This window comes from Blautia luti (assembly GCF_033096465.1).
Taxonomy (GTDB): domain Bacteria; phylum Bacillota; class Clostridia; order Lachnospirales; family Lachnospiraceae; genus Blautia_A; species Blautia_A luti.
In genome coordinates, this window is record NZ_AP028156.1 from 1,465,629 (window position 1) to 1,488,426 (window position 22,798).

General features: G+C 43.7%; 25 protein-coding genes. 23 read left to right on the top strand and 2 right to left on the bottom strand.

Annotated elements, in window-relative coordinates; genetic code table 11:
* Position 1 precedes the first annotated feature (1 nt).
* The 3 genes from ispH (at position 2) to R8695_RS06835 (ending at position 2,904) form a co-directional block, all read left to right on the top strand.
* Positions 2-880: a 4-hydroxy-3-methylbut-2-enyl diphosphate reductase gene (gene ispH / locus R8695_RS06825; RefSeq protein WP_154779992.1), complete on the top strand. Its 879-nt coding sequence runs from the start codon at positions 2-4 to the stop codon at positions 878-880.
* Positions 861-1,940, top strand: coding sequence for a 30S ribosomal protein S1 (rpsA, locus tag R8695_RS06830; protein ID WP_118509026.1), 1,080 nt, complete (start codon positions 861-863; stop codon positions 1,938-1,940). The genes ispH and rpsA overlap by 20 nt, the downstream gene beginning before the upstream one ends.
* A 232-nt stretch (positions 1,941-2,172) precedes the next feature.
* A complete protein-coding gene (locus R8695_RS06835) occupies positions 2,173-2,904 on the top strand; it encodes a class I SAM-dependent methyltransferase (protein ID WP_154779991.1) in 732 nt (243 codons plus the stop codon).
* 115 nt (positions 2,905-3,019) lie between these two features.
* Here R8695_RS06835 and R8695_RS06840 read toward each other — a convergent pair whose 3' ends face one another.
* Complete coding sequence (locus tag R8695_RS06840) at positions 3,020-4,039, bottom strand: ribonuclease H-like domain-containing protein (protein WP_154779990.1); 1,020 nt, start codon at positions 4,037-4,039, stop codon at positions 3,020-3,022.
* 134 nt (positions 4,040-4,173) lie between these two features.
* On the opposite strand from R8695_RS06840, the gene R8695_RS06845 reads away from it, so the two are divergent.
* From R8695_RS06845 to R8695_RS06930, 18 genes are all read left to right on the top strand, one after another.
* The gene (locus tag R8695_RS06845) at positions 4,174-5,037 is read left to right on the top strand and encodes a putative ABC transporter permease (RefSeq protein ID WP_118509023.1); all 864 of its coding nucleotides are present in this window, start codon (positions 4,174-4,176) and stop codon (positions 5,035-5,037) included.
* 169 nt (positions 5,038-5,206) lie between these two features.
* Positions 5,207-6,523 carry an electron transport complex subunit RsxC gene (gene rsxC, locus R8695_RS06850; protein WP_154779989.1) on the top strand — a complete coding sequence of 439 codons (1,317 nt, stop codon included), beginning with the start codon at positions 5,207-5,209 and terminating at the stop codon, positions 6,521-6,523.
* A gap of 15 nt (positions 6,524-6,538) precedes the next feature.
* Positions 6,539-7,516, top strand: a complete 978-nt coding sequence (locus tag R8695_RS06855; RefSeq protein ID WP_154779988.1) for an RnfABCDGE type electron transport complex subunit D — start codon at positions 6,539-6,541, stop codon at positions 7,514-7,516.
* Positions 7,513-8,118, top strand: a complete 606-nt coding sequence (locus R8695_RS06860; RefSeq protein ID WP_154779987.1) for an RnfABCDGE type electron transport complex subunit G — start codon at positions 7,513-7,515, stop codon at positions 8,116-8,118. Before R8695_RS06855 ends, R8695_RS06860 begins: the two co-directional genes overlap by 4 nt.
* A 2-nt stretch (positions 8,119-8,120) precedes the next feature.
* Positions 8,121-8,831 carry an electron transport complex subunit RsxE gene (rsxE, locus tag R8695_RS06865; RefSeq protein WP_154780073.1) on the top strand — a complete coding sequence of 237 codons (711 nt, stop codon included), beginning with the start codon at positions 8,121-8,123 and terminating at the stop codon, positions 8,829-8,831.
* Between the two features lie 6 nt (positions 8,832-8,837).
* A complete protein-coding gene (rsxA, locus tag R8695_RS06870; protein ID WP_118509018.1) occupies positions 8,838-9,413 on the top strand; it encodes an electron transport complex subunit RsxA in 576 nt (191 codons plus the stop codon).
* A 13-nt stretch (positions 9,414-9,426) separates the two neighbouring features.
* The gene (locus tag R8695_RS06875; RefSeq protein ID WP_154779986.1) at positions 9,427-10,218 is read left to right on the top strand and encodes an RnfABCDGE type electron transport complex subunit B; all 792 of its coding nucleotides are present in this window, start codon (positions 9,427-9,429) and stop codon (positions 10,216-10,218) included.
* Positions 10,219-10,418: 200 nt separating this feature from the next.
* A complete protein-coding gene (ruvA, locus tag R8695_RS06880) occupies positions 10,419-11,027 on the top strand; it encodes a Holliday junction branch migration protein RuvA (protein WP_118509016.1) in 609 nt (202 codons plus the stop codon).
* Between the two features lie 19 nt (positions 11,028-11,046).
* The gene (gene ruvB / locus R8695_RS06885) at positions 11,047-12,051 is read left to right on the top strand and encodes a Holliday junction branch migration DNA helicase RuvB (protein WP_118509015.1); all 1,005 of its coding nucleotides are present in this window, start codon (positions 11,047-11,049) and stop codon (positions 12,049-12,051) included.
* Positions 12,052-12,225: 174 nt separating this feature from the next.
* Entirely contained in the window at positions 12,226-12,633 is a 408-nt protein-coding gene (locus R8695_RS06890) for a cell division protein ZapA (RefSeq protein ID WP_118509014.1), read from the top strand.
* 58 nt (positions 12,634-12,691) lie between these two features.
* Positions 12,692-14,857, top strand: coding sequence for a peptidase U32 family protein (locus R8695_RS06895; RefSeq protein WP_154779985.1), 2,166 nt, complete (start codon positions 12,692-12,694; stop codon positions 14,855-14,857).
* A 5-nt stretch (positions 14,858-14,862) separates the two neighbouring features.
* The gene (locus R8695_RS06900) at positions 14,863-16,236 is read left to right on the top strand and encodes an FtsW/RodA/SpoVE family cell cycle protein (protein ID WP_118509012.1); all 1,374 of its coding nucleotides are present in this window, start codon (positions 14,863-14,865) and stop codon (positions 16,234-16,236) included.
* Positions 16,145-17,644, top strand: coding sequence for a peptidoglycan D,D-transpeptidase FtsI family protein (locus tag R8695_RS06905; RefSeq protein ID WP_154779984.1), 1,500 nt, complete (start codon positions 16,145-16,147; stop codon positions 17,642-17,644). Before R8695_RS06900 ends, R8695_RS06905 begins: the two co-directional genes overlap by 92 nt.
* Before the next feature lie 136 nt (positions 17,645-17,780).
* On the top strand, positions 17,781-18,236 hold the full coding sequence (locus R8695_RS06910) for an NUDIX hydrolase (RefSeq protein ID WP_118509010.1): 456 nt from the start codon (positions 17,781-17,783) through the stop codon (positions 18,234-18,236).
* A 100-nt stretch (positions 18,237-18,336) separates the two neighbouring features.
* Positions 18,337-18,654, top strand: a complete 318-nt coding sequence (locus R8695_RS06915; RefSeq protein ID WP_118509009.1) for a hypothetical protein — start codon at positions 18,337-18,339, stop codon at positions 18,652-18,654.
* A gap of 15 nt (positions 18,655-18,669) precedes the next feature.
* Positions 18,670-19,662 (top strand): DUF2953 domain-containing protein, encoded by a 993-nt coding sequence (locus R8695_RS06920; RefSeq protein ID WP_154779983.1) that lies wholly within the window; start codon positions 18,670-18,672, stop codon positions 19,660-19,662.
* A gap of 2 nt (positions 19,663-19,664) precedes the next feature.
* Positions 19,665-20,021: a GerW family sporulation protein gene (locus R8695_RS06925; protein ID WP_118509007.1), complete on the top strand. Its 357-nt coding sequence runs from the start codon at positions 19,665-19,667 to the stop codon at positions 20,019-20,021.
* A 79-nt stretch (positions 20,022-20,100) separates the two neighbouring features.
* Positions 20,101-20,238: a hypothetical protein gene (locus tag R8695_RS06930; RefSeq protein WP_167515457.1), complete on the top strand. Its 138-nt coding sequence runs from the start codon at positions 20,101-20,103 to the stop codon at positions 20,236-20,238.
* A gap of 55 nt (positions 20,239-20,293) precedes the next feature.
* Here R8695_RS06930 and rpmB read toward each other — a convergent pair whose 3' ends face one another.
* Entirely contained in the window at positions 20,294-20,482 is a 189-nt protein-coding gene (gene rpmB, locus R8695_RS06935) for a 50S ribosomal protein L28 (RefSeq protein ID WP_019161496.1), read from the bottom strand.
* Positions 20,483-20,680: 198 nt separating this feature from the next.
* Between rpmB and R8695_RS06940 the strand changes: the two genes are divergently transcribed.
* Positions 20,681-21,040, top strand: coding sequence for an Asp23/Gls24 family envelope stress response protein (locus R8695_RS06940; RefSeq protein WP_118509075.1), 360 nt, complete (start codon positions 20,681-20,683; stop codon positions 21,038-21,040).
* Between the two features lie 58 nt (positions 21,041-21,098).
* Positions 21,099-22,724, top strand: coding sequence for a DAK2 domain-containing protein (locus R8695_RS06945; RefSeq protein WP_154780072.1), 1,626 nt, complete (start codon positions 21,099-21,101; stop codon positions 22,722-22,724).
* The last annotated feature ends 74 nt before the right edge of the window (positions 22,725-22,798 follow it).

The window sequence follows — 22,798 nt, forward strand, 5'->3', positions numbered from 1 at the left end:
CATGAAGGTGAAGGTAGCAGAGACAGCAGGTTTCTGTTTCGGAGTGCAGAGGGCGATAGACAAAGTATATGAGCTTATCGGAAAGTCGGAGAAACCAATTTTTACACTTGGTCCTATCATTCATAATGAAGAAGTAGTGGAAGACCTGGCGTCAAAGGGTGTACAGGTGATCAGCGAAAAGGATATCGATGCTCCGTCTGAAAAGCTGCGCAGTGGAATTGTGGTGATCCGTTCCCATGGTGTAGGAAAACCAATCTACGATAAACTGAAAGAAAAAGGTATTTCCTATGTAGATGTCACCTGTCCGTTCGTTCTGAAGATACACCGTATCGTAGAGAAAGAAAGCCTCGCCGGAAACCATGTGATCATCATCGGTGATAAAGACCATCCTGAGGTTCAGGGTATCTGCGGGTGGTGCCAGGGTCCCTGTACAGTGATCAGAAATGAGGAAGAAGCAGAGGCCTTTGTACCTCCTGCAGACCAAAAAATTTGTATTGTGTCGCAAACAACATTTAATTACAACAAATTTAAAGATTTAGTTGAAATTCTCCGCAAAAAGAGGTATGATAATAATGTTTTAAATATTCTTAATATTTTAAACACTATTTGTAATGCTACCGAAGAACGGCAGAAAGAAGCAAAAAACATAGCCGGAGAGGTAGACACTATGTTGGTCGTAGGTGGCCGGCACAGTTCCAATACTCAAAAGCTGTTTGAAATATGTAAAAAGGAATGTGGAAATACTTACTATATACAAACACCTGTAGACTTGGATTCTGAAATGTTCCAATGCAGTAGTTATGTAGGTATTACAGCAGGGGCTTCCACCCCAAAGAAAATTATTGAGGAGGTTCAAGAACATGTCAGAATTAAGTTTTGAACAGATGCTGGAAGATTCCGTAAAAACTATCAGAAATGGAGAGATTGTACAGGGTACTGTCATCGATGTAAAAGAAGATGAGATTATTCTGAATATCGGTTATAAAGCAGACGGTATTATCACAAAGAACGAATACTCTAACGATTCAAGCCTTGTACTTACAGATGCTGTTCACGTTGGCGACACAATGGAAGCAAAAGTTCTCAAAGTAAACGATGGTGAAGGTCAGGTTACTCTTACTTATAAGAGACTGGCAGCAGAGAAAGGCAATAAACGTCTTGAAGAAGCATTTGAGAATCAGGAAGTATTAAAAGCTCCTGTAACTCAGGTACTTGACGGCGGACTTTGTGTAAACGTAGACGAAGCAAGAGTATTCATTCCTGCAAGCCTCGTTTCCGACACATATGAGAAAGACCTTTCCAAGTATGCAGATCAGGAAATCGAATTCGTGATCACAGAATTCAACCCAAGAAGACGCCGTATCATCGGTAACCGTAAACAGCTTCTTCTTGCAGAGAAAGCAGAGAAACAGAAAGAATTAATGGAGAAAATCCATGTTGGCGATACAGTTGAAGGAACTGTTAAGAACGTTACAGATTTCGGTGCATTCATCGATTTGGGCGGAGCAGACGGACTTCTTCACATCTCTGAAATGTCCTGGGGCAGAGTAGAGAACCCGAAGAAAGTATTCAACGTTGGTGATAAAGTTAAAGTTCTCATTAAAGAGATCAACGGAGACAAAATCGCACTTTCCCTTAAATTCCCGGAAGAGAATCCATGGCTCACAGCAGCTGAGGATTTCGCTGTAGGAAACGTAGTAAAAGGTAAAGTTGCACGTATGACAGACTTTGGCGCATTCGTAGAACTTGCACCTGGCGTAGATGCACTTCTTCACGTATCCCAGATTTCCAGAGAGCACGTTGCGAAACCAGCAGACGTACTTTCTATCGGACAGGAAATCGAAGCTAAAGTTGTAGACTTCAACGGCGAAGACAAGAAGATCAGCCTGAGCATGAAAGCTCTTGAGGCACCGGCTGCTGAGGAAAGCACTGAAGAATAATTTCTATATATAGTATAGAATCGCGGTGAAATTAAACAACACCATCTTTGTATAATTTAATTTATACAGAGGTGGTGTTTTTTGTTGTTTTTATGAAAAATATTCATATATACCTTTCGAGCAAACTCTATCTATAAAAAGAGAGTAGTTTACGATAAAATAGATTCATGTTATCATATGTCTTAAGATTAAAAAGTTGTTTCCTATTCAACAAGAAAGAGAGAATCACACTATGAGTAATAAAGTAACCGTCTACATAGGAAAAGGCGGGCAGAGAGAAATGGCGGAGGCTTTTGCCAGAAGGACGGGGGCGCCTGTGCTGGAGAGACCGGGGGAGGAGCTGACGGTTGTATTTGATTCGAAAGGGGTGTCCTTGACTGGATATGGGCTGACATATCAGGGGGATTTCGAGAATATGCTTCATAGAGTCACCAATGGAAGGCTTCAGCATGAAATGCTGGTCCGGGCGGCGAAAGCAGAGGGAGAAAATCTGAAAGCCATTGATGCCACTGCCGGTATGGGAGAAGATGCATTTCTTCTGGCAGCATATGGATATGAGGTGACTTTGTATGAACAGAATCCCGTGATTGCTGCTCTGTTAAAGGATGCACTTCGTCGTGCGAAGAAACATATGGTACTGAAAGAGATTGCAGGCAGGATGCAGCTGGTGGAGGGAGACAGTGTAGAATGTCTGTCCAGACTGATGGATCCGGTGGATCTGATTTATCTGGATCCCATGTTTCCTGCCAGGCAAAAATCAGGATTGATCAATAAGAAACTTCAGCTGATCCAGAAACTGGAACCGCCGTGTTCTGCGGAAACGGATCTTTTTGATGCAGCTATAAAAGTGAATCCATCGAAGATCATTGTGAAGCGTCCACTTAAGAGCGTGCATCTGGCAGGGAGAGAGCCTTCTTATATATTGAAGGGGAAGGCGATAAGATATGACTGCTATGTTATATAAGCTAATGATATAGTCAATCCGTCTGATTGTAATAAAATGTGGAAACCCTCTGTACAATTTACAACATGTACAGGGGGTCCATTTGGAAATTTTTAATCCGCTTTCAGGGAAAAATTTATTTTAATGTTTTCAACAAATAAGGAAGTGCATGTTCCAGATATTGTTTCTGTTTCAACGGATCGCTCAGGAAAATATCGGAGCATGCAAACCAGGTGTAGCAGGTATCTTTGGTTGCTGCCTTCCGGTGTTTCTTATCGATTCCGGATCCCAGGACTTTTGGAATGACAGTGTCTTCTTCAGGGAGATAGTAGTAATCTTTGGGATTGGAGTAATATTGCTTCAGTCTGCCGTCGGTTGTTTTGATAATAAATTTTATTTTTTCTTCTTCGCCTGTAAGATAGAACTGTTCATTTCCATTGGAAAATTTCTGTGGAAGTCTGCGTGGGAGGGTTAATTCCAGAATCAGATTTTCATCGTCAAATTCTGCATATGTAACTTCGTATTTCGAATCATAAATGCACAGATATCCCAGCATTTCAAAAATTCTTCCAAGTCCCAGCACGTCTTCCAGGTTGTGTCCGAGAATTTCTTCTGCCATAACGGCATCTCGCTTTTTCAGAAAATCTTTATAAAGCTGAATACATTCTTTTCCATTGTCATAAATTCTGTTTTTGATTCCAAGAAACTCTTCCAGGCATGGCTGTTTCATAGCGGGCAGTTTCAGAAGTGTCTTCAAAGGTTTCAATGTCAGAAACAGATCCAGCGAAATTTTTCCGCTGAAGGGGGAGGGCAGCCCATATTTCTCATATCTGGCCTCCAGATAAGGCTGATCAAACCGTTCTCCGTTGTAAGAAATTAATAAATCGTACTGTTTCAGAAATTGTGAAAAAATTCTCAGAATTGTTTCTTCTTCTTTGTCACTTTCGGCCATCCACTGGTGAAAATACCAAGTTTTATCTTCAATTCCAACTGCTCCGATAAGGTACAATAATGTGGATTTTCGGGACAATCCGGTGGTTTCTATGTCATAAAAAACGGGTGAAAAATTGTATTTTTGGAAGGATTTACCAGTGAAAAATTTAACAGTCTCAAAGTCTGGAAACCCTTGTAAAATGGGCATTTTTTTAACAATCATGTTAAGATTTTTTCCTTTCTTAAATTGTATTTAATTATACACAAGAAATTAAAATTTGGGTAGTGCTTTTTTTCAGAAAATGTTTTATAGTATAACTGTAATTGAAAAAATTATGCAAAAAAGGAAGAAAAGGAATGTGGGATTTATCTGTTTTGGGAATTGATTTTTATCATCTCATTAATTGGTTCATCATATACAGTTTCTTCGGCTGGGTATGGGAGACCTGTTACGTGTCTGTAAAGAGTGGGAAATATGTAAACCGTGGCTTTATCAACGGACCGTTCTGCACCATATACGGATGCGGGGCAGTATCTGTCTACGCAATCCTGAGACCTGTCAGTGGAAATCTGTTGTGGCTGTATGTTGGCGGTGTTGTTGTGGCGACTGCACTGGAATATGTAACTGCAGTATTGATGGAGTCGATTTTTCATACGTCCTGGTGGGATTACAGTGATAATAAGTTTAACTTCCAGGGCCGTATCTGTCTGGGAGCTTCCCTTGGATGGGGCTTCTTTACAGTTCTTCTGTTTAAGGTGCTTCACCCGATTGTAGAGTATATCGTTGCATTATATCCGGTTTTCATCGGGGAGATCGGGGTATGTGTGATAGGAATCGGCTATGTTGTGGACTTTAGTTTCTCAGTAGCAGCAGCTTTCCATATTCACGAGAAACTGCCGATCATCGAGGCAGCTATGGAGCAGGCAAAGGACGAAATGCTTGTCAGGATGCACGAGAAAGTTGCCAGTGTTGGATTTGCCAGGGAAGCTACTCTTGAGAGTGTAAAGGAACGCCTGGAGGATGTAGAAGTTCTTAAGGAAATGGAGCAGAAGCGTGCAGCGATCGCAGCAGAATTCAGTGCAGAACTTCAGAAGAAGAAGGAAGCCATGGCAGCGAAGGTCGGATACAATATGCAGCGTTTCGTAAAAGCATATCCAAACCTGAACCGCGGATATAAATTACATAATCTGAAGAAACTCAGAAACAGAAAAGAAAAATAAGATATCAGAGATCTGTACTTAATATAAGACAAAGGATCTGGATATAGAATGATTTATGAAAAGGCCAATCAAAAAGAGATGGAAAACAAAAATATGTTACTGAGCGCACAAAAGAACAGTAACAATAAAAATACTCTTGAGATGCTTAATATAAAAAGGAGGGAACGAAATGGGAATTTTAACCTTTAAGGGTGGTGTTCATCCTTATGACGGAAAAGAATTATCCAAAAACAGTCCGGTAGTGAAATATCTGCCTAAGGGAGATATGGTATATCCTCTTTCGCAGCACATCGGTGCACCGGCTGCACCGGTAGTTCAGAAAGGAGATCATGTGCTTGCAGGCCAGAAAATCGCAGATGCTGCAGGCTTTGTTTCATCACCGATCCACGCGTCTGTTTCCGGTACGGTAAAGGGAATCGAGCCGCGTCTGACAGCAACAGGATCTATGGTCAATTCCATTATCATTGAAAATGACCAGAAATATGAGAACGTAGAGTACACTCCGGCAAGACTGGAGGATCTTTCAAAAGAAGACATTCTGGCAAGAATTAAAGAAGGTGGAGTTGTGGGAATGGGCGGTGCCGGATTCCCGACACAGATAAAACTTGCTCCGAAGGAACCTGACAAGATCGATCATATTCTTGTAAACGGTGCTGAGTGTGAACCATATCTTACCAGCGACTACAGAAGAATGCTGGATGACTCTGAGAAACTTATCGAGGGCTTACGTGTTATGCTGAAGCTTTTTGACAATGCAAAGGGATATATCTGTATTGAGGATAACAAGCCTGACTGTATTGCAAAGCTGAAAGAAATGGTGAAAGATATTCCGCGTATTGAAGTTGCAGAGCTGATGACCAAGTACCCACAGGGTGGTGAGCGTTTCCTGATCAAGGCTGTTACAGACAGAGAGATCAACTCAACCATGCTTCCGGCAGATGCAGGATGTGTTGTTGATAACGTAGATACTGTAATTGCTGTTTATGAAGCCGTTATCCTTGGAAAACCTGTTATGGATCGTATTGTAACAGTAACAGGACAGGGAATTAAGAATCCGCAGAACTTTGATGTTCTTTCAGGAACAGATATGGCAGAGCTGATCGAAGCTGCCGGCGGACTGACAGACAATGTATCAAAAGTAATTTCCGGTGGTCCTATGATGGGATTCGCTATGTACGATACTCATGTACCATGTATCAAGACAAGTTCCGCCTGTCTCTGTCTGGAGAAGGATGACGTGGCAGACGCAGAGCAGACCGCATGCATTAACTGCGGCAGATGCGTAGGAGTCTGTCCCGGTCATATCATTCCTGCAAGACTTGCAACATTTGCAGAGCATGGTGATATGGAAAGCTTCCAGAAGTTTGACGGTATGGAATGCTGTGAATGCGGCTGCTGCAGTTATATCTGCCCGGCGAAGCGTCCGCTGACCCAGATGATCAAATCTATGCGTAAGATGGTTCTGGCAAGCCGTAAGAAAAAGTAAAAGGGGGACATCATAATGGATCAGATGTTACATGTATCATCCAATCCCCATGTCCGGGATAAGATGACAACAAGCAAAATCATGCAGCTTGTGGCACTGGCGTTGTTGCCGACCACACTGTTTGGAATTTATAATTTTGGCATTCGTGCTTTACTGGTAGTAGTAGTTACTGTTGCTTCCAGTGTATTCTTTGAGTGGATCTATGACAAGCTGATGCACAAGAAGAACACTATTACAGACTTCAGTGCAGTTGTTACAGGTTTATTACTTGCATTAAATATGCCTGCATCAATTCCTCTCTGGATGCCTGTACTTGGCAGTGCATTTGCGATCATCGTTGTAAAACAGCTTTTCGGTGGTCTGGGACAGAACTTTATGAACCCTGCACTTGCAGGAAGATGTTTCCTGATGATCTCTTTCGCAGGAAAGATGACAGATTTCGCAGTAAGTGACAGCTTCAGAGGCGTAGTAGATACTGTTTCCGGTGCAACTCCTCTGGCAGCGCTGAAACAGAATGGATTTACAGACAGTTCTGTATCCGTATTACATATGTTTATCGGTGATATCCAGGGTACAATCGGTGAGACTTCAGCGATCGCAATCCTCATCGGTGCGGCAATCCTTCTGGTTTACAAAGTAATCGACCTTAAGATTCCGCTTACTTATATCGGATCTTTTGCAGTATTTGTAATTCTGTATATGCTTGGAACAGGCAGGGGATTTGATGTGAACTATCTGTTCAGCCACATCTTCGGTGGTGGTCTTATGCTTGGTGCATGGTTCATGGCAACAGACTATGTCACAACACCGATCACACCCAGAGGACAGTATGTATATGGTGTCTGTCTTGGTGTACTGACTGCAATCTTCCGTCTTTTCGGCGGCTCCGCAGAGGGTGTATCCTATGCGATTATTTTCTGCAACCTGTTAGTTCCAATGATCGAACGTGTGACTCGTCACCCGGCATTTGGGAAAGGGGGCAAAAAAGCATGAGTAACAGAATTATCAAAGATACCATCGCCATTACAGTGATCACACTGGTGGCAGGACTTGCCCTTGGTGTAGTCCAGGATATTACAGCTGATCCGATTGCAAAACAGGAAGCACAGGCGAAACAGGACGCTTACAAAGCTGTATTTGCAGATGCTGACAGCTTTGATGTGGTAGATGTAGACGCAGACGCACTGCAGTCTTATCTGGATGAAAACGGATATGCAGCACAGTCTATCGATGAGACCATGCTTGCAAAAGATGCTTCCGGCAATGAACTGGGATATGCATTTACAGTAACCACTTCTGAAGGTTACGGCGGAGATATCCAGTTTGCAATGGGTATCCAGGATGACGGTACTTTAAATGGAATTTCTATTCTTTCCATCGGTGAGACCGCAGGTCTTGGTATGAGAGCAAACACAGATGCATTTAAGGATCAGTTCAAAGATAAGAAAGTAGACAAATTTGAATATACAAAAACAGGTGCCACAGCAGATAATCAGATCGATGCTTTAAGTGGTGCCACAATCACAACGAATGCCATGACAAACGGTGTCAACGCCGGTTTATGTGCATTCCAGTATGAGAAAGGAGGAAACTAGTGATGAAACCAAACACACCTGCAGAACGTTTGTATAACGGAATCATCAAAGAAAATCCTACCTTTGTACTGATGCTTGGTATGTGTCCGACACTGGCCATCACTACATCCGCAACGAATGGTATCGGAATGGGACTTACTACAACCGTAATCCTTGCAGCATCCAACTTAATGATCTCTCTTCTGAGAAACTTTATTCCGGACAGAGTTCGTATGCCGGCATTTATCGTAGTTGTTGCTTCATTCGTAACAGTTGTACAGCTTCTTTTACAGGGATTTATCCCGAGTCTGTATGATGCACTTGGAATTTATATTCCTCTGATCGTAGTTAACTGTATCATCCTTGGCCGTGCGGAGGCTTATGCATCCAAGAATAAACCGATCGCATCCCTGTTCGATGGACTTGGTATGGGCCTTGGATTTACCTTAAGTATTACCTGTATCGGTGCAGTACGTGAGCTGATCGGTGCTGGATCTATTTTCGGACATCAGATCCTTCCTCTGGCAGATGCTGCAGCAGGTAAAGCTGGCTATGAACCGATCACAATCTTTATCCTCGCACCTGGAGCATTCTTTGTTCTGGCAGCGCTTTCTGCATTACAGAATAAATTTAAACTTGGTGCAGCCAAACGTGGTATTGACCCGAGCAATCCCGACTGCGGCGGAAGCTGTGCAGCCTGCGGTAATACCATGTGCAAGGGAAAAAGGGGGTAATGGATTATGAAAGAACTTTTGATCATACTTGTAAGCTCAGCAATCGTAAATAACGTAGTCCTCAGCCAGTTCCTTGGTCTTTGTCCTTTCCTTGGTGTTTCCAAGAGTGTAGAGACAGCAGCCGGCATGGGCGGTGCGATCATCTTCGTTATCACACTGTCATCTTTTGTGACAGGTATTATTTACAACGCTATTTTAGTACCTACAAACCTGACTTATCTGCAGACTATCGTATTCATCCTGCTGATCGCGGCGCTGGTACAGTTTGTAGAGATGTTCCTTAAGAAAACAATGCCTTCTCTGTATCAGGCACTTGGTGTGTATCTTCCTCTGATCACAACAAACTGTGCAGTTCTCGGTGTTGCCCTTACAAACGTACAGAAAGGTTATAACGTACTTCAGGGAACGATCAACGGATTTGCAACAGCAGTCGGCTTTACCATTTCTATCGTGCTGATGGCTGGTATCCGTGAGAAAATCGCATACAATGACATTCCAAAATCCTTCCAGGGATTCCCTACAGTTCTGCTGACAGCTGGACTGATGGCAATTGCCTTCTTCGGATTTTCAGGACTGATTTAAGGAGGGAAATGTTATGAATATAGGAGCAATTATCGCGGCAACTGTACTGGTTGCGGCAGTCGGTCTTTTTATTGGTATTTTCCTCGGAGTAGCTGGTAATAAATTTGCAGTAGAAGTAGATGAGAAGGAAGTTGCTGTTCGTGAAGCACTTCCGGGAAATAACTGCGGTGGCTGTGGTTATCCTGGCTGTGATGGTCTGGCAGCAGCAATCGCTAAAGGTGAGGCACCTGTAAACGGATGTCCTGTAGGCGGTGAGCCTGTAGGAAAAGTGATCGCAGCGATCATGGGACAGGAAGTTGTTGAGACAGCCCGTCAGGTTGCATATGTAAAATGTGCAGGTACCTGCGAGAAAACAAAGGACAACTATGAATATACAGGCGTGGAAGACTGTGAAATGATGGCATTTATTCCTGGCGGCGGAGCGAAAGCCTGTGGATTTGGATGTCTTGGATTCGGAAGCTGCGTAAAGGCCTGTCCATTCGGTGCGATCGAGGTAGTGAATGGTGTAGCTGTGGTTGACAAAGAGGCATGTAAGGCGTGTGGTAAATGCGTTGCGAAATGTCCGAAGCATCTGATCGAACTTGTTCCGTATGAACAGACTACATTCGTACAGTGTAGCTCACATGCGAAAGGTAAAGCCGTTACATCTGCCTGTGAGGTTGGATGTATCGGATGTAAGAAATGCGAGAAGACATGCCCGAATGGGGCGATTACAGTTGATAATTTCTGTGCTCATGTAGATTACAGTAAGTGTACGAACTGCGGGGCTTGTAGAGAAGCTTGTCCTAGACATATTATTCAGTAATTTTGAAGAACTGCTGTGTGGGGTAAAACCTGCATGGCAGTTTTTTGAATGCTGCTGCGCACTGATTTTTTGAAAAAACTCTAGGAAAACGGATGAAACAGGGTGGATTTATTTTGGAGAATTCGAATATATGTTTGCGTTCTGGGGCGGGATGTGTTATGATGATTCAGAAGTAGTGAAGAAAAACCGGAGGTAGTATCATGATCGCATTTGTTCATGGAACGGCAGTAGATATGACCGAGAACTCTGTTATTGTTGAGGCAGGGGGGATCGGATATGATATATATATGACAGGTACGGATCTTTCCAATATTCATATGGGAGAGGAAGTGAAGATCCATACTTATTTTAATGTAAGAGAAGATGCCATGAAATTATATGGCTTCAGATCGAAGGATGATCTGCAAATGTTTAAGCTGCTTCTGGGTGTGAACGGTGTTGGTCCGAAGGCAGCAGTGGGAGTTCTGGCGGGAATTACGGCGGATGAGCTGAGATTTGCAATTCTTTCAGATGATGTGAAGACGTTATCCAAGGCTCCGGGAATCGGAAAGAAGACGGCACAGAAGCTGATTCTTGAACTGAAGGATAAGATGAAGCTGGAGGATGCATTTGAATTAAAACTGGCACATGAGCAGGAGAATGCGGCTGCAGGAATGGGCGATATCTCAGATGGCAGACAGGAAGCAGTGGAAGCACTGGTTGCACTGGGATACAGCAGTACAGATGCACTTCGTGCAGTGCGTAAGGTTACAGATGTGGCGCCAGATGATGTGGAAGGATTACTGAAAGCAGCGTTGAAGAATTTTTGATCAGAGGAATTAGTGTTAAATGGAGAAACGTATTATAACCACAGATGTCACAGAGGAGGATTTTTCCCTGGAAGGAAATCTTCGTCCGCAGACTCTGGATGATTACATTGGTCAGGAGAAGACCAAGAGTACCTTAAAAGTATATATAGAAGCCGCTAAACAGCGTCATGACGCACTGGATCATGTCTTATTTTACGGCCCTCCGGGACTTGGAAAGACCACCCTCTCAGGAATTATTGCCAATGAGATGGGAGTTCATATGAAAGTAACTTCCGGACCTGCTATCGAGAAGCCGGGAGAGATGGCGGCAATCCTGAATAATCTGCAGGAAGGTGACATCCTGTTTGTGGATGAGATCCATCGTCTGAACAGACAGGTGGAAGAGGTTCTTTATCCTGCAATGGAGGATTATGCCATAGATATCATGATCGGTAAGGGCGCATCTGCACGTTCTATTCGCCTGGATCTTCCGAAATTTACGCTTGTGGGAGCCACCACAAGGGCAGGACTTTTATCAGCTCCGCTGAGAGACCGTTTCGGAGTGATGCATCATCTGGAATTTTATAATCAGAAAGAACTTCAGACCATCATCATCCGTTCTGCCCAGGTGCTGGGAGTGGAGATCGATGAGAAAGGGGCAGCAGAGATTGCCAAGAGATCCAGAGGAACTCCGCGACTGGCCAATCGTCTGCTGAAAAGGGTACGTGATTTCGCCCAGGTGAAGTATGATGGCAGAATTACCTATGATGTAGCCTGTTTTGCCCTGAACCTGCTGGAAGTGGATCAGTATGGCCTTGACAAGATCGACAGAAGAATCCTGCAGACACTGATCGTGAATTTCCAGGGAGGACCGGTGGGACTGGAAACCCTTGCAGCGGCCATAGGAGAAGATTCCGGGACACTGGAAGACGTCTATGAGCCTTATCTGCTTCAGAATGGATTTTTGAATCGTACACCAAGGGGAAGAATGGCATCAGCCCTTGCATATGAACACCTTGGATATCCGCAGCCTGAAAAAATGTAAAACTTTTTTAAAAATTCCTATACATTTGAGATACTTTCGAGTATAATAGGGGTAGTGCCCAATGTAAAAACGGCAGAAAGATGAAAATGAATGAGAATTTTTGTTACTGAGAACGATGTGAACAGTGACGGATTTTTACGTAAGAAGTAAGTAAAATACAGGAGGCTCGTACGGATGGCGGTCAAGAATACAGCAAAGGTAATCATCGGAGGAAAGATTATTACGCTGGGAGGTTATGAATCTGAGGAATATTTCCAGAAAGTAGCATCCTATATAAATAAAAAGATAGAAGAATTAAGTGCTATGCCGGGTTACAGCAGACAGCCCATGGAAACCAAGCACACACTGATCAGTTTGAATATTACAGACGATTACTTTAAGGCGCGGAAACAGGCAGAGATTTTTGAACAGGATCTTCAGCAGAAGGATCAGGAGATGTATGATCTGAAACATGAACTGATCTCTCTTCGCATGCAGATTGAGGAGGCCCAGAAGCGCGAGCAGCAGGCAGTGGAACAGAAAAATGTTCTGGAAGGAAAGAACAGAGAACTTGAGAAGCAGATCGATGAGCTTCTGAAATAGAAAAGAGGGGGGATTACTTCGGTGATTTCCCCTTTGCAATTTTACAGGAGGTATGTAGTTGAGAAAGGAAGACATTGAACTTCTGGCACCGGCGGGCTCCTACGAGGGGTTTGAGGCAGCTCTGGGAGCAGGAGCAGATGCGGTGTATGTGGGAGGATCGGCATTCGGCGCCAGGGCCTATGCGAAGAATTTTGAGGAAGAGGAACTGCTTCGCGCGATTGATACTGCCCATGTTTATGGGAAGAAACTTTATCTTACAGTAAACACACTGTTTAAGAACAGAGAACTGACGGAACAGCTGTATGAGTACCTGCTTCCGTATTACAGAGAGGGACTGGATGCGGTGATCGTGCAGGATATGGGAGCTTTCGCAGCGATCCGTGAAATGTTTCCCGGTCTTCACCTTCATGCCAGTACACAGATGACGGTAACAGGACCGGAGGGAATGAAGTTTCTGGAAGAGCAGGGAGCAGCCAGGGTTGTGACTGCCAGGGAACTTTCTCTGGAGGAGATACAGAGAATGCATGAAGCCAGTCCTATTGAAATAGAATCTTTTATACATGGAGCTTTATGTTACAGTTATTCCGGACAGTGTCTGATGAGCAGTATTCTGGGTGGAAGAAGCGGAAACAGAGGCAGATGTGCACAGCCTTGCAGACTTCCGTATGAAACTGCATTGTGTGGGAAACGATATGATGGAAAAAAGGATCTGTGTCCTTTGAGCCTGAAAGATATTTCTACCATTGAGATCCTGCCCCAGATCCTGGATGCGGGAGTGACTTCTCTGAAGATTGAAGGAAGAATGAAACAGCCGGGATATACAGCGGGAGTGACTTCAGTTTATCGTAAATATCTGGATCGTCTATTTGAGAAAGGTGCAGATCATTACAGAGTGGAGGAAAAGGATAAGAAATATCTGTTGGATCTTTTTAACAGGGGCGGTTCCTGCAGAGGTTATTATGAACAGCAGAATGGTCCATCCATGATGGCTTTCACCAATGAAAAGAAAACCGGCGATGTTACAGTCTCTTTAAAAAAGAAAAAAGAGAAAATACAGGGGAATCTGATCCTGTTTCCGGGAAGTCCGGCTATTCTGGATCTGTCCTGCCGGGGAATTCATGCTTCAGGGGTAGCCGGGGAAGTTCAGTATGCACAGAACCAGCCGTTGACTGAGGAACGGGTACGTGTACAGATGGAGAAGCTTGGAAACACTCCTTTTGAGTGGGATCGGCTGGACATTCAGATGGATGAAAATATTTTTATTCCCATGAAGACGCTGAATGAAACCAGACGTCAGGCTCTGGAAGCTCTGGAACAGGAGCTGACAAAGCCGTTTAAACGGGCGGAAGCCCCCCATGTTTCTTTAAAAACAGGTCAGAAAAATAAAAAGAGAACAGAAAATCTGCCAATCTATGTTTCCTGTGAAGACCTGGACACAGCTCGCTCGTTATATAAAAGAGAAGGGATACGTGGAATGTATCTTCCATTTTCAGTCATGGAGAAATGCCTGGAGCAGGGTCTGGAACAGGACCTGGAGATGTACCTGGCTACACCTCATATCATGAGAGGAGAACTTCCCCAGGGATTTCTGGAAACAGCCGGAAAATGGCTGAAACAGGGCATGACAGGATTTCTGGTAAGAAGCCTGGAAGCTTTTGCAGCATTAAAAAGCGCGGGGCTGGCAGACAAATGTGTGCTGGATCACAGCATGTATACCTGGAATGACAGGGCATCTGCATTCTGGGAGGAGCAGAAAGTGATGAGAAATACAGTACCGGTTGAGCTTAATGAGGGTGAGATCCGGCACAGGGATAACAGGCACAGTGAGATGCTGATCTACGGTTATCTGCCACTGATGATATCTGCGCAGTGCGTACACAAAAATCTTTACGGCTGCAATCACAAAGAGGAGTGGGTATCTTTAAAAGACAGGTATGAGAAGGAATTTCCGGCAGTGTGTTACTGCAATCCGTGGAAAATGGAAAATACAGGGAATACGGTTCCCTGCTATAATATCATCTACAACAGTATCCCGTATGGTCTTCTGAAGGAGAAAGAACAGGTAGAAAGGCTTGGACTTCATTCACTGAGGATTTCCTTTACTACAGAGAAAGCGGAGCAGGCAGTGAAGATTTTCGAAGAGTTTAAAGGCGTTTATCTGGATGGAGCGGATCTGCCGAAGAGAGACTATACCAAGGGACATTTTAAAAGAGGAGCCGAGTAAGGCATATGATTAATGTAATTGTAGAATTATCGAAATATGTGATCCTTACCCTGATGGTGATTTATACGTTTCACTGTTTCTATATGGTGAAACAGCAGAGTGAGGAAGAAAGGAATGAATCTCTCAGGCAGCAATTGATGCTGATCTTCTTTATGGATTTTACAGCATTTCTGGTTATTTATCTGAAAACGGACAAGTTCCAGGTGGTGATTTTCTATATAGAGATGATGGCATTTTTCGCAGTGCTTCAGATCGTGTACAGGCTGATGTATAAGAAAGCATCGATCCTGCTGCTGAATAATATGTGCATGCTGCTGAGTGTTGGTTTTATTATGCTGTGCAGACTGGATCCTGCCACAGCTACCAGACAGCTGGTGATCGTAGCAGGGGTGAATGCAGTGGCACTGATTGTGCCGGTTCTGATACGGAAGATGAAATTTCTGAAGGATCTGACATGGATCTATGCAGGAATCGGTATTGTACTGCTGGCAGCAGTACTTGTACTGGCCAGAACAAGTTACGGTGCGAAGCTTTCCCTTATGGGAATTCAGCCGTCTGAAGCGATTAAGATCACGTTCGTATTCTTTATGGCGGCGCTGCTTCGGAGGGGAGCTGATTTCAGAAAGGTGGTACAGGCCACCATTGTAGCGGGACTTCATGTGGGGATTCTGGTGCTTTCCAGGGACCTGGGAAGTGCAGTGATCTTTTTCGTGGCATATCTTGTGATGGTTTATGTAGCATCGAAGAATGTGGGATATCTGGCACTTGGACTGGGCGCCGGAGGCGCTGGATCTGTAGTTGCCTATCATCTGTTTAATCACGTGAGGCAGAGGGTGTCTGCGTGGAAAGACCCCATGGCAGTTTATCAGAATGAAGGATATCAGATCGTTCAGTCACTGTTTGCCATAGGAACCGGCGGATGGTTTGGCATGGGACTCTGCCAGGGATCTCCGGAGAAGATCCCGGTTGTAAAGAATGACTTTATTTTCAGTGCGATCTGTGAGGAACTGGGAGGAATATTTGCGATCTGCCTGATCCTGGTGTGTATGAATTTCTTTTTGATGATCGTGAATATATCCCTGAAGATCAAGAAACCGTTTTATAAACTGATCGCGCTTGGGCTTGGTACAGAATATGCATTTCAGGTATTTCTGACTGTCGGTGGAGCTACGAAGTTTATACCTATGACAGGGGTAACACTCCCACTGGTAAGCTATGGAGGAAGTTCTGTTGCAAGTACTGTACTGATGCTGGCGATCATTCAGGGTCTGTATATTTTGAGAGAAGATGAGGACGAAGAAATTGAGAGACAACGAAGAAAGGAAGCGGCGCAAAGAGCTCAAGAAGCTGCAGAAGCGCAAAACCCGGGATATTACTAAAAAGAAAAGGTCCCGCAACAGGGAATATACGATCGTATCCTGCTTTTTTGTACTGATTTTTGTCAGCATGATAGGGTATCTGATCTATTTTGACCAGGTAAAGAGTGAAGATTTCATTAACAGCCCATATAATACAAGGCAGGACAGTTTTTCGGATCGTGTGGTAAGAGGCAAGATCGTATCATCGGACGGACAGGTGCTTGCACAGACCAATGTGTATGACGATGGAACAGAAGAGAGAACCTATCCGTATTCCAATATATTTGCCCATGTGGTGGGATATGATACCAATGGAAAAAGCGGCCTGGAATCAGAGGCGAACTTCCAGCTTCTGACTTCCCATGAATTTTTCCTGAATCAGCTGAAGAATGAATTTAAAAATCAGAAAAATACAGGAGATACCGTAATAACAACCTTAAATGCGGATCTTCAGACTACAGCGTATAATGCGTTGGGTGACAGAAGAGGAGCTGTGGTTGCGATTGAGCCTTCTACAGGGAAAATGCTGGTGGAGCTGAGTAAACCGGATTTTGATCCGAACACCATTGCAGACAACTGGGATACACTGGTGAACGATGAAAGCAACAGCAGTCTTTTGAATCGTGCAACGAATGGCGCATATCCTCCGGGATCTACTTTTAAAGTTGTGACGGCACTGGATTATTTCCGTACCAAGGGAACACTGGAGGGATTTTCCTATCTATGTGAAGGAAGTATTACGAAGGAAGATCATACGATCCGGTGTTATGGAGGAACGGTGCATGGACAGGAAGATTTCTACAGTGCATTTGCAAATTCCTGCAACAGTGCGTTTGCGGAGATCGGTGATATGCTGGGCGGCAGTTCGCTGAAAGAGACGGCGGAAGATCTGCTGTTTAATAAGAGCCTGCCCCTTACTTCTTATAAGAAGAGTACCTTTACCCTTACCGGAAAGTCTTCTGTAGCCGAGGTAATGCAGACTGCCATCGGACAGGGAAATACCCTTGTTTCTCCGATGCATATGGCATTGATCACAAGTGCTATTGCCAATGGCGGGGAACTGATGAAACCGTATCTGATAGATTCGGTATCCAGCAGTGACGGAGAAACAGTACAAACAACGGAACCTGAGAAATATAAACGCCTTATGACAGTAAATGAGGCGAACCTGCTTGGCAAGCTGATGAAAGGTGTTGTTGAAAACGGAACAGCGTCTGCTCTGAATGGAAGAGGCTATACAGTGGCCGGAAAAACAGGATCTGCAGAATTTGACGAGAATGGTTCCAGCCATTCCTGGTTTATTGGTTATTCCAATGTAGATGATCCGGATCTGGTAGTAGCAGTGATCGTGGAGAATGGCGGTACAGGAAGTGAAGCGGCAGTTCCTATTGCAGGACAGATCTTTGACGCATATTATTACGATAATTAAAACCAGATGGAAATCCTTCGGTGCAGGAGTGAAGCTGCATCGGAGGATTTTATGTTTTTTCGGGTTGCGGGTTTGAAAAAAAAGAGGTATACTATACTCAGTTTATAATACCACGCAAAACAGGAGGGATTGCATTATGATAGAAGCAACGAGCTGTGGCGGTGTGGTAATTCATCGGGGTAAGATTCTTACATTGTATAAATCTTACAGGAACCGTTATGAGGGCTGGGTATTGCCGAAAGGAACAGTGGAAGCAGGCGAGACACATGAGCAGACTGCATTGCGTGAAGTGATGGAAGAAGCAGGTGTAAGGGCGACTATTGTGAAATATATCGGAAAGAGTCAGTACAATTTTACAGTTCCGGAGGACGTGGTTACGAAAGAGGTACACTGGTATCTGATGACTGCGGATAATTATCATAGTAAGCCCCAAAGAGAGGAGTTCTTTGTAGACTCAGGATACTATAAATATCACGAAATCTATCATCTGTTACGTTTCTCCAACGAAAAGCAGATCGTGGAGAAAGCTTATCAGGAGTATCTGGAAATGAGAAGTAGCGGACTCTGGGGAAAACAGCATAAGTATTATTAACGAAAACTGGGCTGTGTTTTTTACGCAGCCCTGTTTAAATTTCTGAAAAACAGGGAATCACTATATCATATACCGGATATAAAGAGAGGACGGATGGGAAATGCTCACATGGCAGGACGGTTACCGCATAGGGGAAGGCGTGAAAAAAGCAGAGAAAGTAAAGAGCCGGCTTGATGCAGGTAAATTTGTTCAGGGTATTTATCTTCTGACACTTTCGGAAAATCCGGCAAATATTATGGATGTGATCCCTGCTGCTATGCTGTTGCAGAAGAGCTTTTACAGGATCTGTCCTCCTATTATCGGAATGGCAGGGGACAAGGAGGAAGCGCTGGAAATGGTGAGATGTCTGGTTGATGAGGTGTACAGGCAGACTGGAACTTTTCAGATCGCAGAATATATAGAATCACAGAAAATATAGAAAACAGGTGAATATATGTTACATATTTTATGGCTGATCATAAAATTCATACTGATCCTGCTGGGAATTGGACTGGGACTGATCCTGCTGGCAGTACTGTTGATTCTGTTCTGCCCGGTGAGATACAGTGCCTGTGGAACGAAGGAACAGGATGACTGGAAACAGATTACAGGGCAGGTGCGTGTCAGCTGGCTGTTTCATGCAGTATCGTTGAGGGCCACATGGAAAGAGGGAAGTCTGGAGAAGGTTTTCTGTCTGTTCGGGATTCCGGTGAGTGAACTGCTGAAGAAGCGAAGACAGAAAAAGGCACATACGTCAGAAAAGAAAAAAGAAACATCCGGCACAGGGAAGACAGAAAAAAAGCGGGACACAGAAAAGAAGCGAAAGGCAGGGAATGTGACAGTTGAATCTGTGCATAAAGAAAAAATAGCAGAACTTCCGAAAGCAGAAGAACATTTAAAACCAAAACCGGAAATCCAGAAACCGATCGCCCAGGAACCTTCGGCGGAAAAAACGGTATCTCAGGAAAAAAAGCAGCGCAGAAATCCTTTTTCATCACTGATTTCACGGATTAAGAAGCTTTTTCATGGAATCCTGGCGAAATTGCGTAATATTCGTTCGACTGTCAGAAAGATTACCGGGAATATCAGCTGGTGGAGAGATTTTCTGGAACATCCCAGAGTAAAAGCTGCGATTTCCCTGGTGTGGAAGAATGCGAAATTTCTGATCAGACATGTTCTGCCGACAAGGGCAAGCGGCGAAATAGCTTTCTCCTGTGAAGACCCTGCGGTAACAGGCAGTATTCTGGCAATACTGGGAATGACGATTCCGTTTCATAAGAACTGTGTGCAGATCACACCTTTATTTCAGGGAGAAAATTATTTCAGGGGAAATATAAGTGTCAGAGGCAGGATCTACGGATTCGTATTTATAAAAGCAGCAATTGTGATCTATTTTAATAAAAATATCAAATATGTTATAAAAAGATGGAAAACCAGGAGGGCATAAGAATGGCAAATGAAAACAATTTCAAAGAAACAGTAAATTCATTATTTAAAGGAATGGACAGCTTTATCTCAGCCAAGACAGTGGTGGGGGATGCCATTCATGTGGGAGACACTATTATTCTTCCGCTGGTAGATGTTTCTTTCGGCGTAGGTGCAGGAGCCTTTTCAGGTGAGAAGAAAGATAACGGCGGCGGTGGTATGGCCGGTAAGATGACACCGTGTGCAGTACTGGTGATTCAGAATGGAAGTACCAAACTTGTCAATGTTAAGAATCAGGATGGACTTACAAAGATTCTGGATATGGTTCCGGATTTTGTAGACCGCTTTACAGCAGGTAAGGGTACAGAAGAGGAAATCTGAAAATATAAGGCATGAAAGGGTATTTCTTCAGGAAGCTTCTGCATAGACTATAGCAAACCAATGAAAAGGCGGAAGCAGATTGGAAAAGCTCATCGGCTTTATGTTATTTTTTATAGGACTTGGGATGGTGATAGGACTTCTGATAGCAGAAAACGTGATCCTGGTTGTGGCAGCCGGGGTTTTTCTGCTGCTGGGCTATCACCTTTTCTGCCATTAATTAAATGTAAAAACGGCAAAAAAATACCCCTGTATCTACAGGGGTATATGTGTTATTATGCTCTTTCTACTTTACCGGATCTTAAGCAAGAAGTACATACGTATGTCTTTCTAGCTCCACCTTCAGCAGTTTTGATTTTAACGGATTTTACGTTAGATTTCCACATTTTATTGGATCTTCTATGTGAATGACTTACATTATTTCCGAAATGAGCAGCTTTTTCACAGATTGCACATTTAGCCATGACAGCACCTCCTTGACGCTTTTTTGTTACTATTTTCTTTTTGAACAGTAACCTTGTATTCAACAGATAACATTGTAACAGATGAATTGTGCTTTTGCAAGCAAAAAAAGGAAAAATGTGAAAAATAATATTTCTTTTTCTGTAAAAAGAGGTTATAATACATTTACAAACAATATAATCAGCATTGGAGGTAACCATATGAATGGACGTATAGATTCCGGATTAGGTCAGATCATAATTGACACAGATGTAATCGCAACCTATGCAGGAAGCGTTGCAGTAGAATGCTTTGGTATCATAGGAATGGCAGCAGTCAGCATGAAGGACGGGTTGGTGAAGCTTCTGGGAAGAAACAGCCTGAAGCATGGAATCAGTGTCAGCATTACAGAGGACAATAAAATCCGCCTGAATTTCCACGTGATCGTGGCATATGGCGTGAATATAAGTACAATTGCGGACAACCTTGTCAGCAATGTAAAATATAAAGTAGAAGCTTTCACAGGAATGGAGATTGATAAGATCGATATTTTTGTAGAGGGCGTAAGAGCAATTGATTAGGATAGAGGAGGAACTTGTGGTGAATAATAAAACCATAGATGCCAGAATACTTTCCAGAATGTTTCTTGCAGGTGCCAAGAATCTGGAAGCGAAGAAAGAATGGATCAACGAACTGAACGTATTTCCGGTACCGGATGGGGATACAGGAACCAACATGACCATGACGATCATGGCTGCAGCGGCAGAAGTAGGATCACTGGGAGAGTCGGATATGGAGACTCTGGCGAAAGCGATTTCTTCCGGTTCTCTGCGCGGTGCAAGAGGAAATTCAGGTGTAATCCTTTCCCAGCTTCTCCGCGGCTTCACCAAGAGTGTGAAAACAAGCAAGGAACTGGATGCAAAAGCAATCGCAGCGGCTATGGAGAAGGGTGTGGAGACTGCCTATAAAGCGGTTATGAAACCGAAAGAAGGAACGATCCTTACGGTAGCCAGAGAAGCAGCAGCGAAGGCTGTGGAACTTGCTGAAACAGCAGAGGATCTGGATACATTCTTCCAGGCAGTGATCACTCATGCAGAGGAAACTCTGGCGAAGACTCCGGAAATGCTTCCTGTTCTGAAAGAAGCAGGAGTCGTGGACTCCGGCGGACAGGGACTTCTGGAAGTGTATCACGGAGCATATGACGGATTCCTTGGAAAAGAGATTGATTATGATCAGTTTGACAAGGCGAAAGGTCCTTTAGTGACGAAGATCGATGCACAGACAGAAGCAGAGATCAAGTTTGGCTATTGTACAGAATTTATCATTCTGCTGGATCATCCAATGTCTGAGGAGACAGAACATGAATTCAAGAAATTCCTGATGTCACTGGGTGACTCTATCGTTCTTGTTGCAGATGAAGAGATCGTAAAAGTACATGTTCATACCAACCACCCTGGACAGGCAATTGAGAAAGCGCTGACATTCGGCGCACTTTCCCGTATGAAGATTGATAATATGCGTGAGGAACACCAGGAGAAACTGATCAAAGATGCTGAGAAACTTGCGAAAGAGCAGGAAGAGAAGGAAGTGGCAGCCCAGCCTCAGAAAGAAGTAGGATTTATCTCTGTTTCTGTAGGAAAAGGACTGACAGAGATCTTTAAGGAACTTGGTGTAGACTATCTTATTGAAGGCGGACAGACTATGAATCCAAGTACGGAAGATATGCTGAATGCCATTGCCAAGGTAAATGCAAAGACTATTTACATTTTCCCGAATAATAAGAATATTATTCTTGCTGCAAATCAGGCAAGAGATCTCACTGAGGATAAGGAGATCGTAGTTGTTCCAACCAAGACGATCCCTCAGGGAATTACAGCCATGATCAGCTATGTACCTGAGAAAAACGGCCAGGAGAATACAGAAGCTATGATCCAGGCGATCGAGAGAGTAAAAACAGGTCAGGTTACTTATGCTGTCCGTGATACCAGAATCGATGATAAAGAGATCCATGAAGGAGACATCATGGGTATTGGAGATAAAGGTATTCTTGCAGTGGGTAAAGACCGCATTGATGTAACGAAAGAGACTATCGCAGAGATGGTAGATGACGAATCTGAGGTGATCAGCATCTATTATGGCGCTGACACAGAAGAGTCAGAGGCAGAAGAACTGGCAGCTGCTATTGAGGAAGCTTATCCTGACTGTGATGTAGAGCTGAATGCAGGTGGACAGCCAATCTACTATTATGTGATTTCTGTAGAATAACATTCAGAAAATCCTGTAAGATCATATGTAAACATAAATGGATAAACGGATATATCCCTGAACGGATGTATCCG

What these genes read in the sequence shown, in the direction of transcription:
- R8695_RS06940 (WP_118509075.1), top strand. Translation starts at nt 20,681, where the DNA reads ATGAATGGACGTATAGATTCCGGATTAGGTCAGATCATAATTGACACA.
- R8695_RS06890 (WP_118509014.1), top strand. Translation starts at nt 12,226, where the DNA reads ATGGCGGTCAAGAATACAGCAAAGGTAATCATCGGAGGAAAGATTATT.
- rsxE (WP_154780073.1), top strand. Translation starts at nt 8,121, where the DNA reads ATGAAACCAAACACACCTGCAGAACGTTTGTATAACGGAATCATCAAA.
- ruvB (WP_118509015.1), top strand. Translation starts at nt 11,047, where the DNA reads ATGGAGAAACGTATTATAACCACAGATGTCACAGAGGAGGATTTTTCC.
- rpsA (WP_118509026.1), top strand. Translation starts at nt 861, where the DNA reads ATGTCAGAATTAAGTTTTGAACAGATGCTGGAAGATTCCGTAAAAACT.
- rpmB (WP_019161496.1), bottom strand. Translation starts at nt 20,482, where the DNA reads ATGGCTAAATGTGCAATCTGTGAAAAAGCTGCTCATTTCGGAAATAAT.
- R8695_RS06855 (WP_154779988.1), top strand. Translation starts at nt 6,539, where the DNA reads ATGGATCAGATGTTACATGTATCATCCAATCCCCATGTCCGGGATAAG.
- R8695_RS06915 (WP_118509009.1), top strand. Translation starts at nt 18,337, where the DNA reads ATGCTCACATGGCAGGACGGTTACCGCATAGGGGAAGGCGTGAAAAAA.
- ruvA (WP_118509016.1), top strand. Translation starts at nt 10,419, where the DNA reads ATGATCGCATTTGTTCATGGAACGGCAGTAGATATGACCGAGAACTCT.
- R8695_RS06910 (WP_118509010.1), top strand. Translation starts at nt 17,781, where the DNA reads ATGATAGAAGCAACGAGCTGTGGCGGTGTGGTAATTCATCGGGGTAAG.
- R8695_RS06840 (WP_154779990.1), bottom strand. Translation starts at nt 4,039, where the DNA reads ATGATTGTTAAAAAAATGCCCATTTTACAAGGGTTTCCAGACTTTGAG.
- R8695_RS06835 (WP_154779991.1), top strand. Translation starts at nt 2,173, where the DNA reads ATGAGTAATAAAGTAACCGTCTACATAGGAAAAGGCGGGCAGAGAGAA.
- R8695_RS06875 (WP_154779986.1), top strand. Translation starts at nt 9,427, where the DNA reads ATGAATATAGGAGCAATTATCGCGGCAACTGTACTGGTTGCGGCAGTC.
- R8695_RS06860 (WP_154779987.1), top strand. Translation starts at nt 7,513, where the DNA reads ATGAGTAACAGAATTATCAAAGATACCATCGCCATTACAGTGATCACA.
- rsxA (WP_118509018.1), top strand. Translation starts at nt 8,838, where the DNA reads ATGAAAGAACTTTTGATCATACTTGTAAGCTCAGCAATCGTAAATAAC.
- R8695_RS06920 (WP_154779983.1), top strand. Translation starts at nt 18,670, where the DNA reads ATGTTACATATTTTATGGCTGATCATAAAATTCATACTGATCCTGCTG.
- rsxC (WP_154779989.1), top strand. Translation starts at nt 5,207, where the DNA reads ATGGGAATTTTAACCTTTAAGGGTGGTGTTCATCCTTATGACGGAAAA.
- ispH (WP_154779992.1), top strand. Translation starts at nt 2, where the DNA reads ATGAAGGTGAAGGTAGCAGAGACAGCAGGTTTCTGTTTCGGAGTGCAG.
- R8695_RS06945 (WP_154780072.1), top strand. Translation starts at nt 21,099, where the DNA reads ATGTTTCTTGCAGGTGCCAAGAATCTGGAAGCGAAGAAAGAATGGATC.
- R8695_RS06905 (WP_154779984.1), top strand. Translation starts at nt 16,145, where the DNA reads ATGAGGACGAAGAAATTGAGAGACAACGAAGAAAGGAAGCGGCGCAAA.
- R8695_RS06845 (WP_118509023.1), top strand. Translation starts at nt 4,174, where the DNA reads ATGTGGGATTTATCTGTTTTGGGAATTGATTTTTATCATCTCATTAAT.
- R8695_RS06925 (WP_118509007.1), top strand. Translation starts at nt 19,665, where the DNA reads ATGGCAAATGAAAACAATTTCAAAGAAACAGTAAATTCATTATTTAAA.
- R8695_RS06900 (WP_118509012.1), top strand. Translation starts at nt 14,863, where the DNA reads ATGATTAATGTAATTGTAGAATTATCGAAATATGTGATCCTTACCCTG.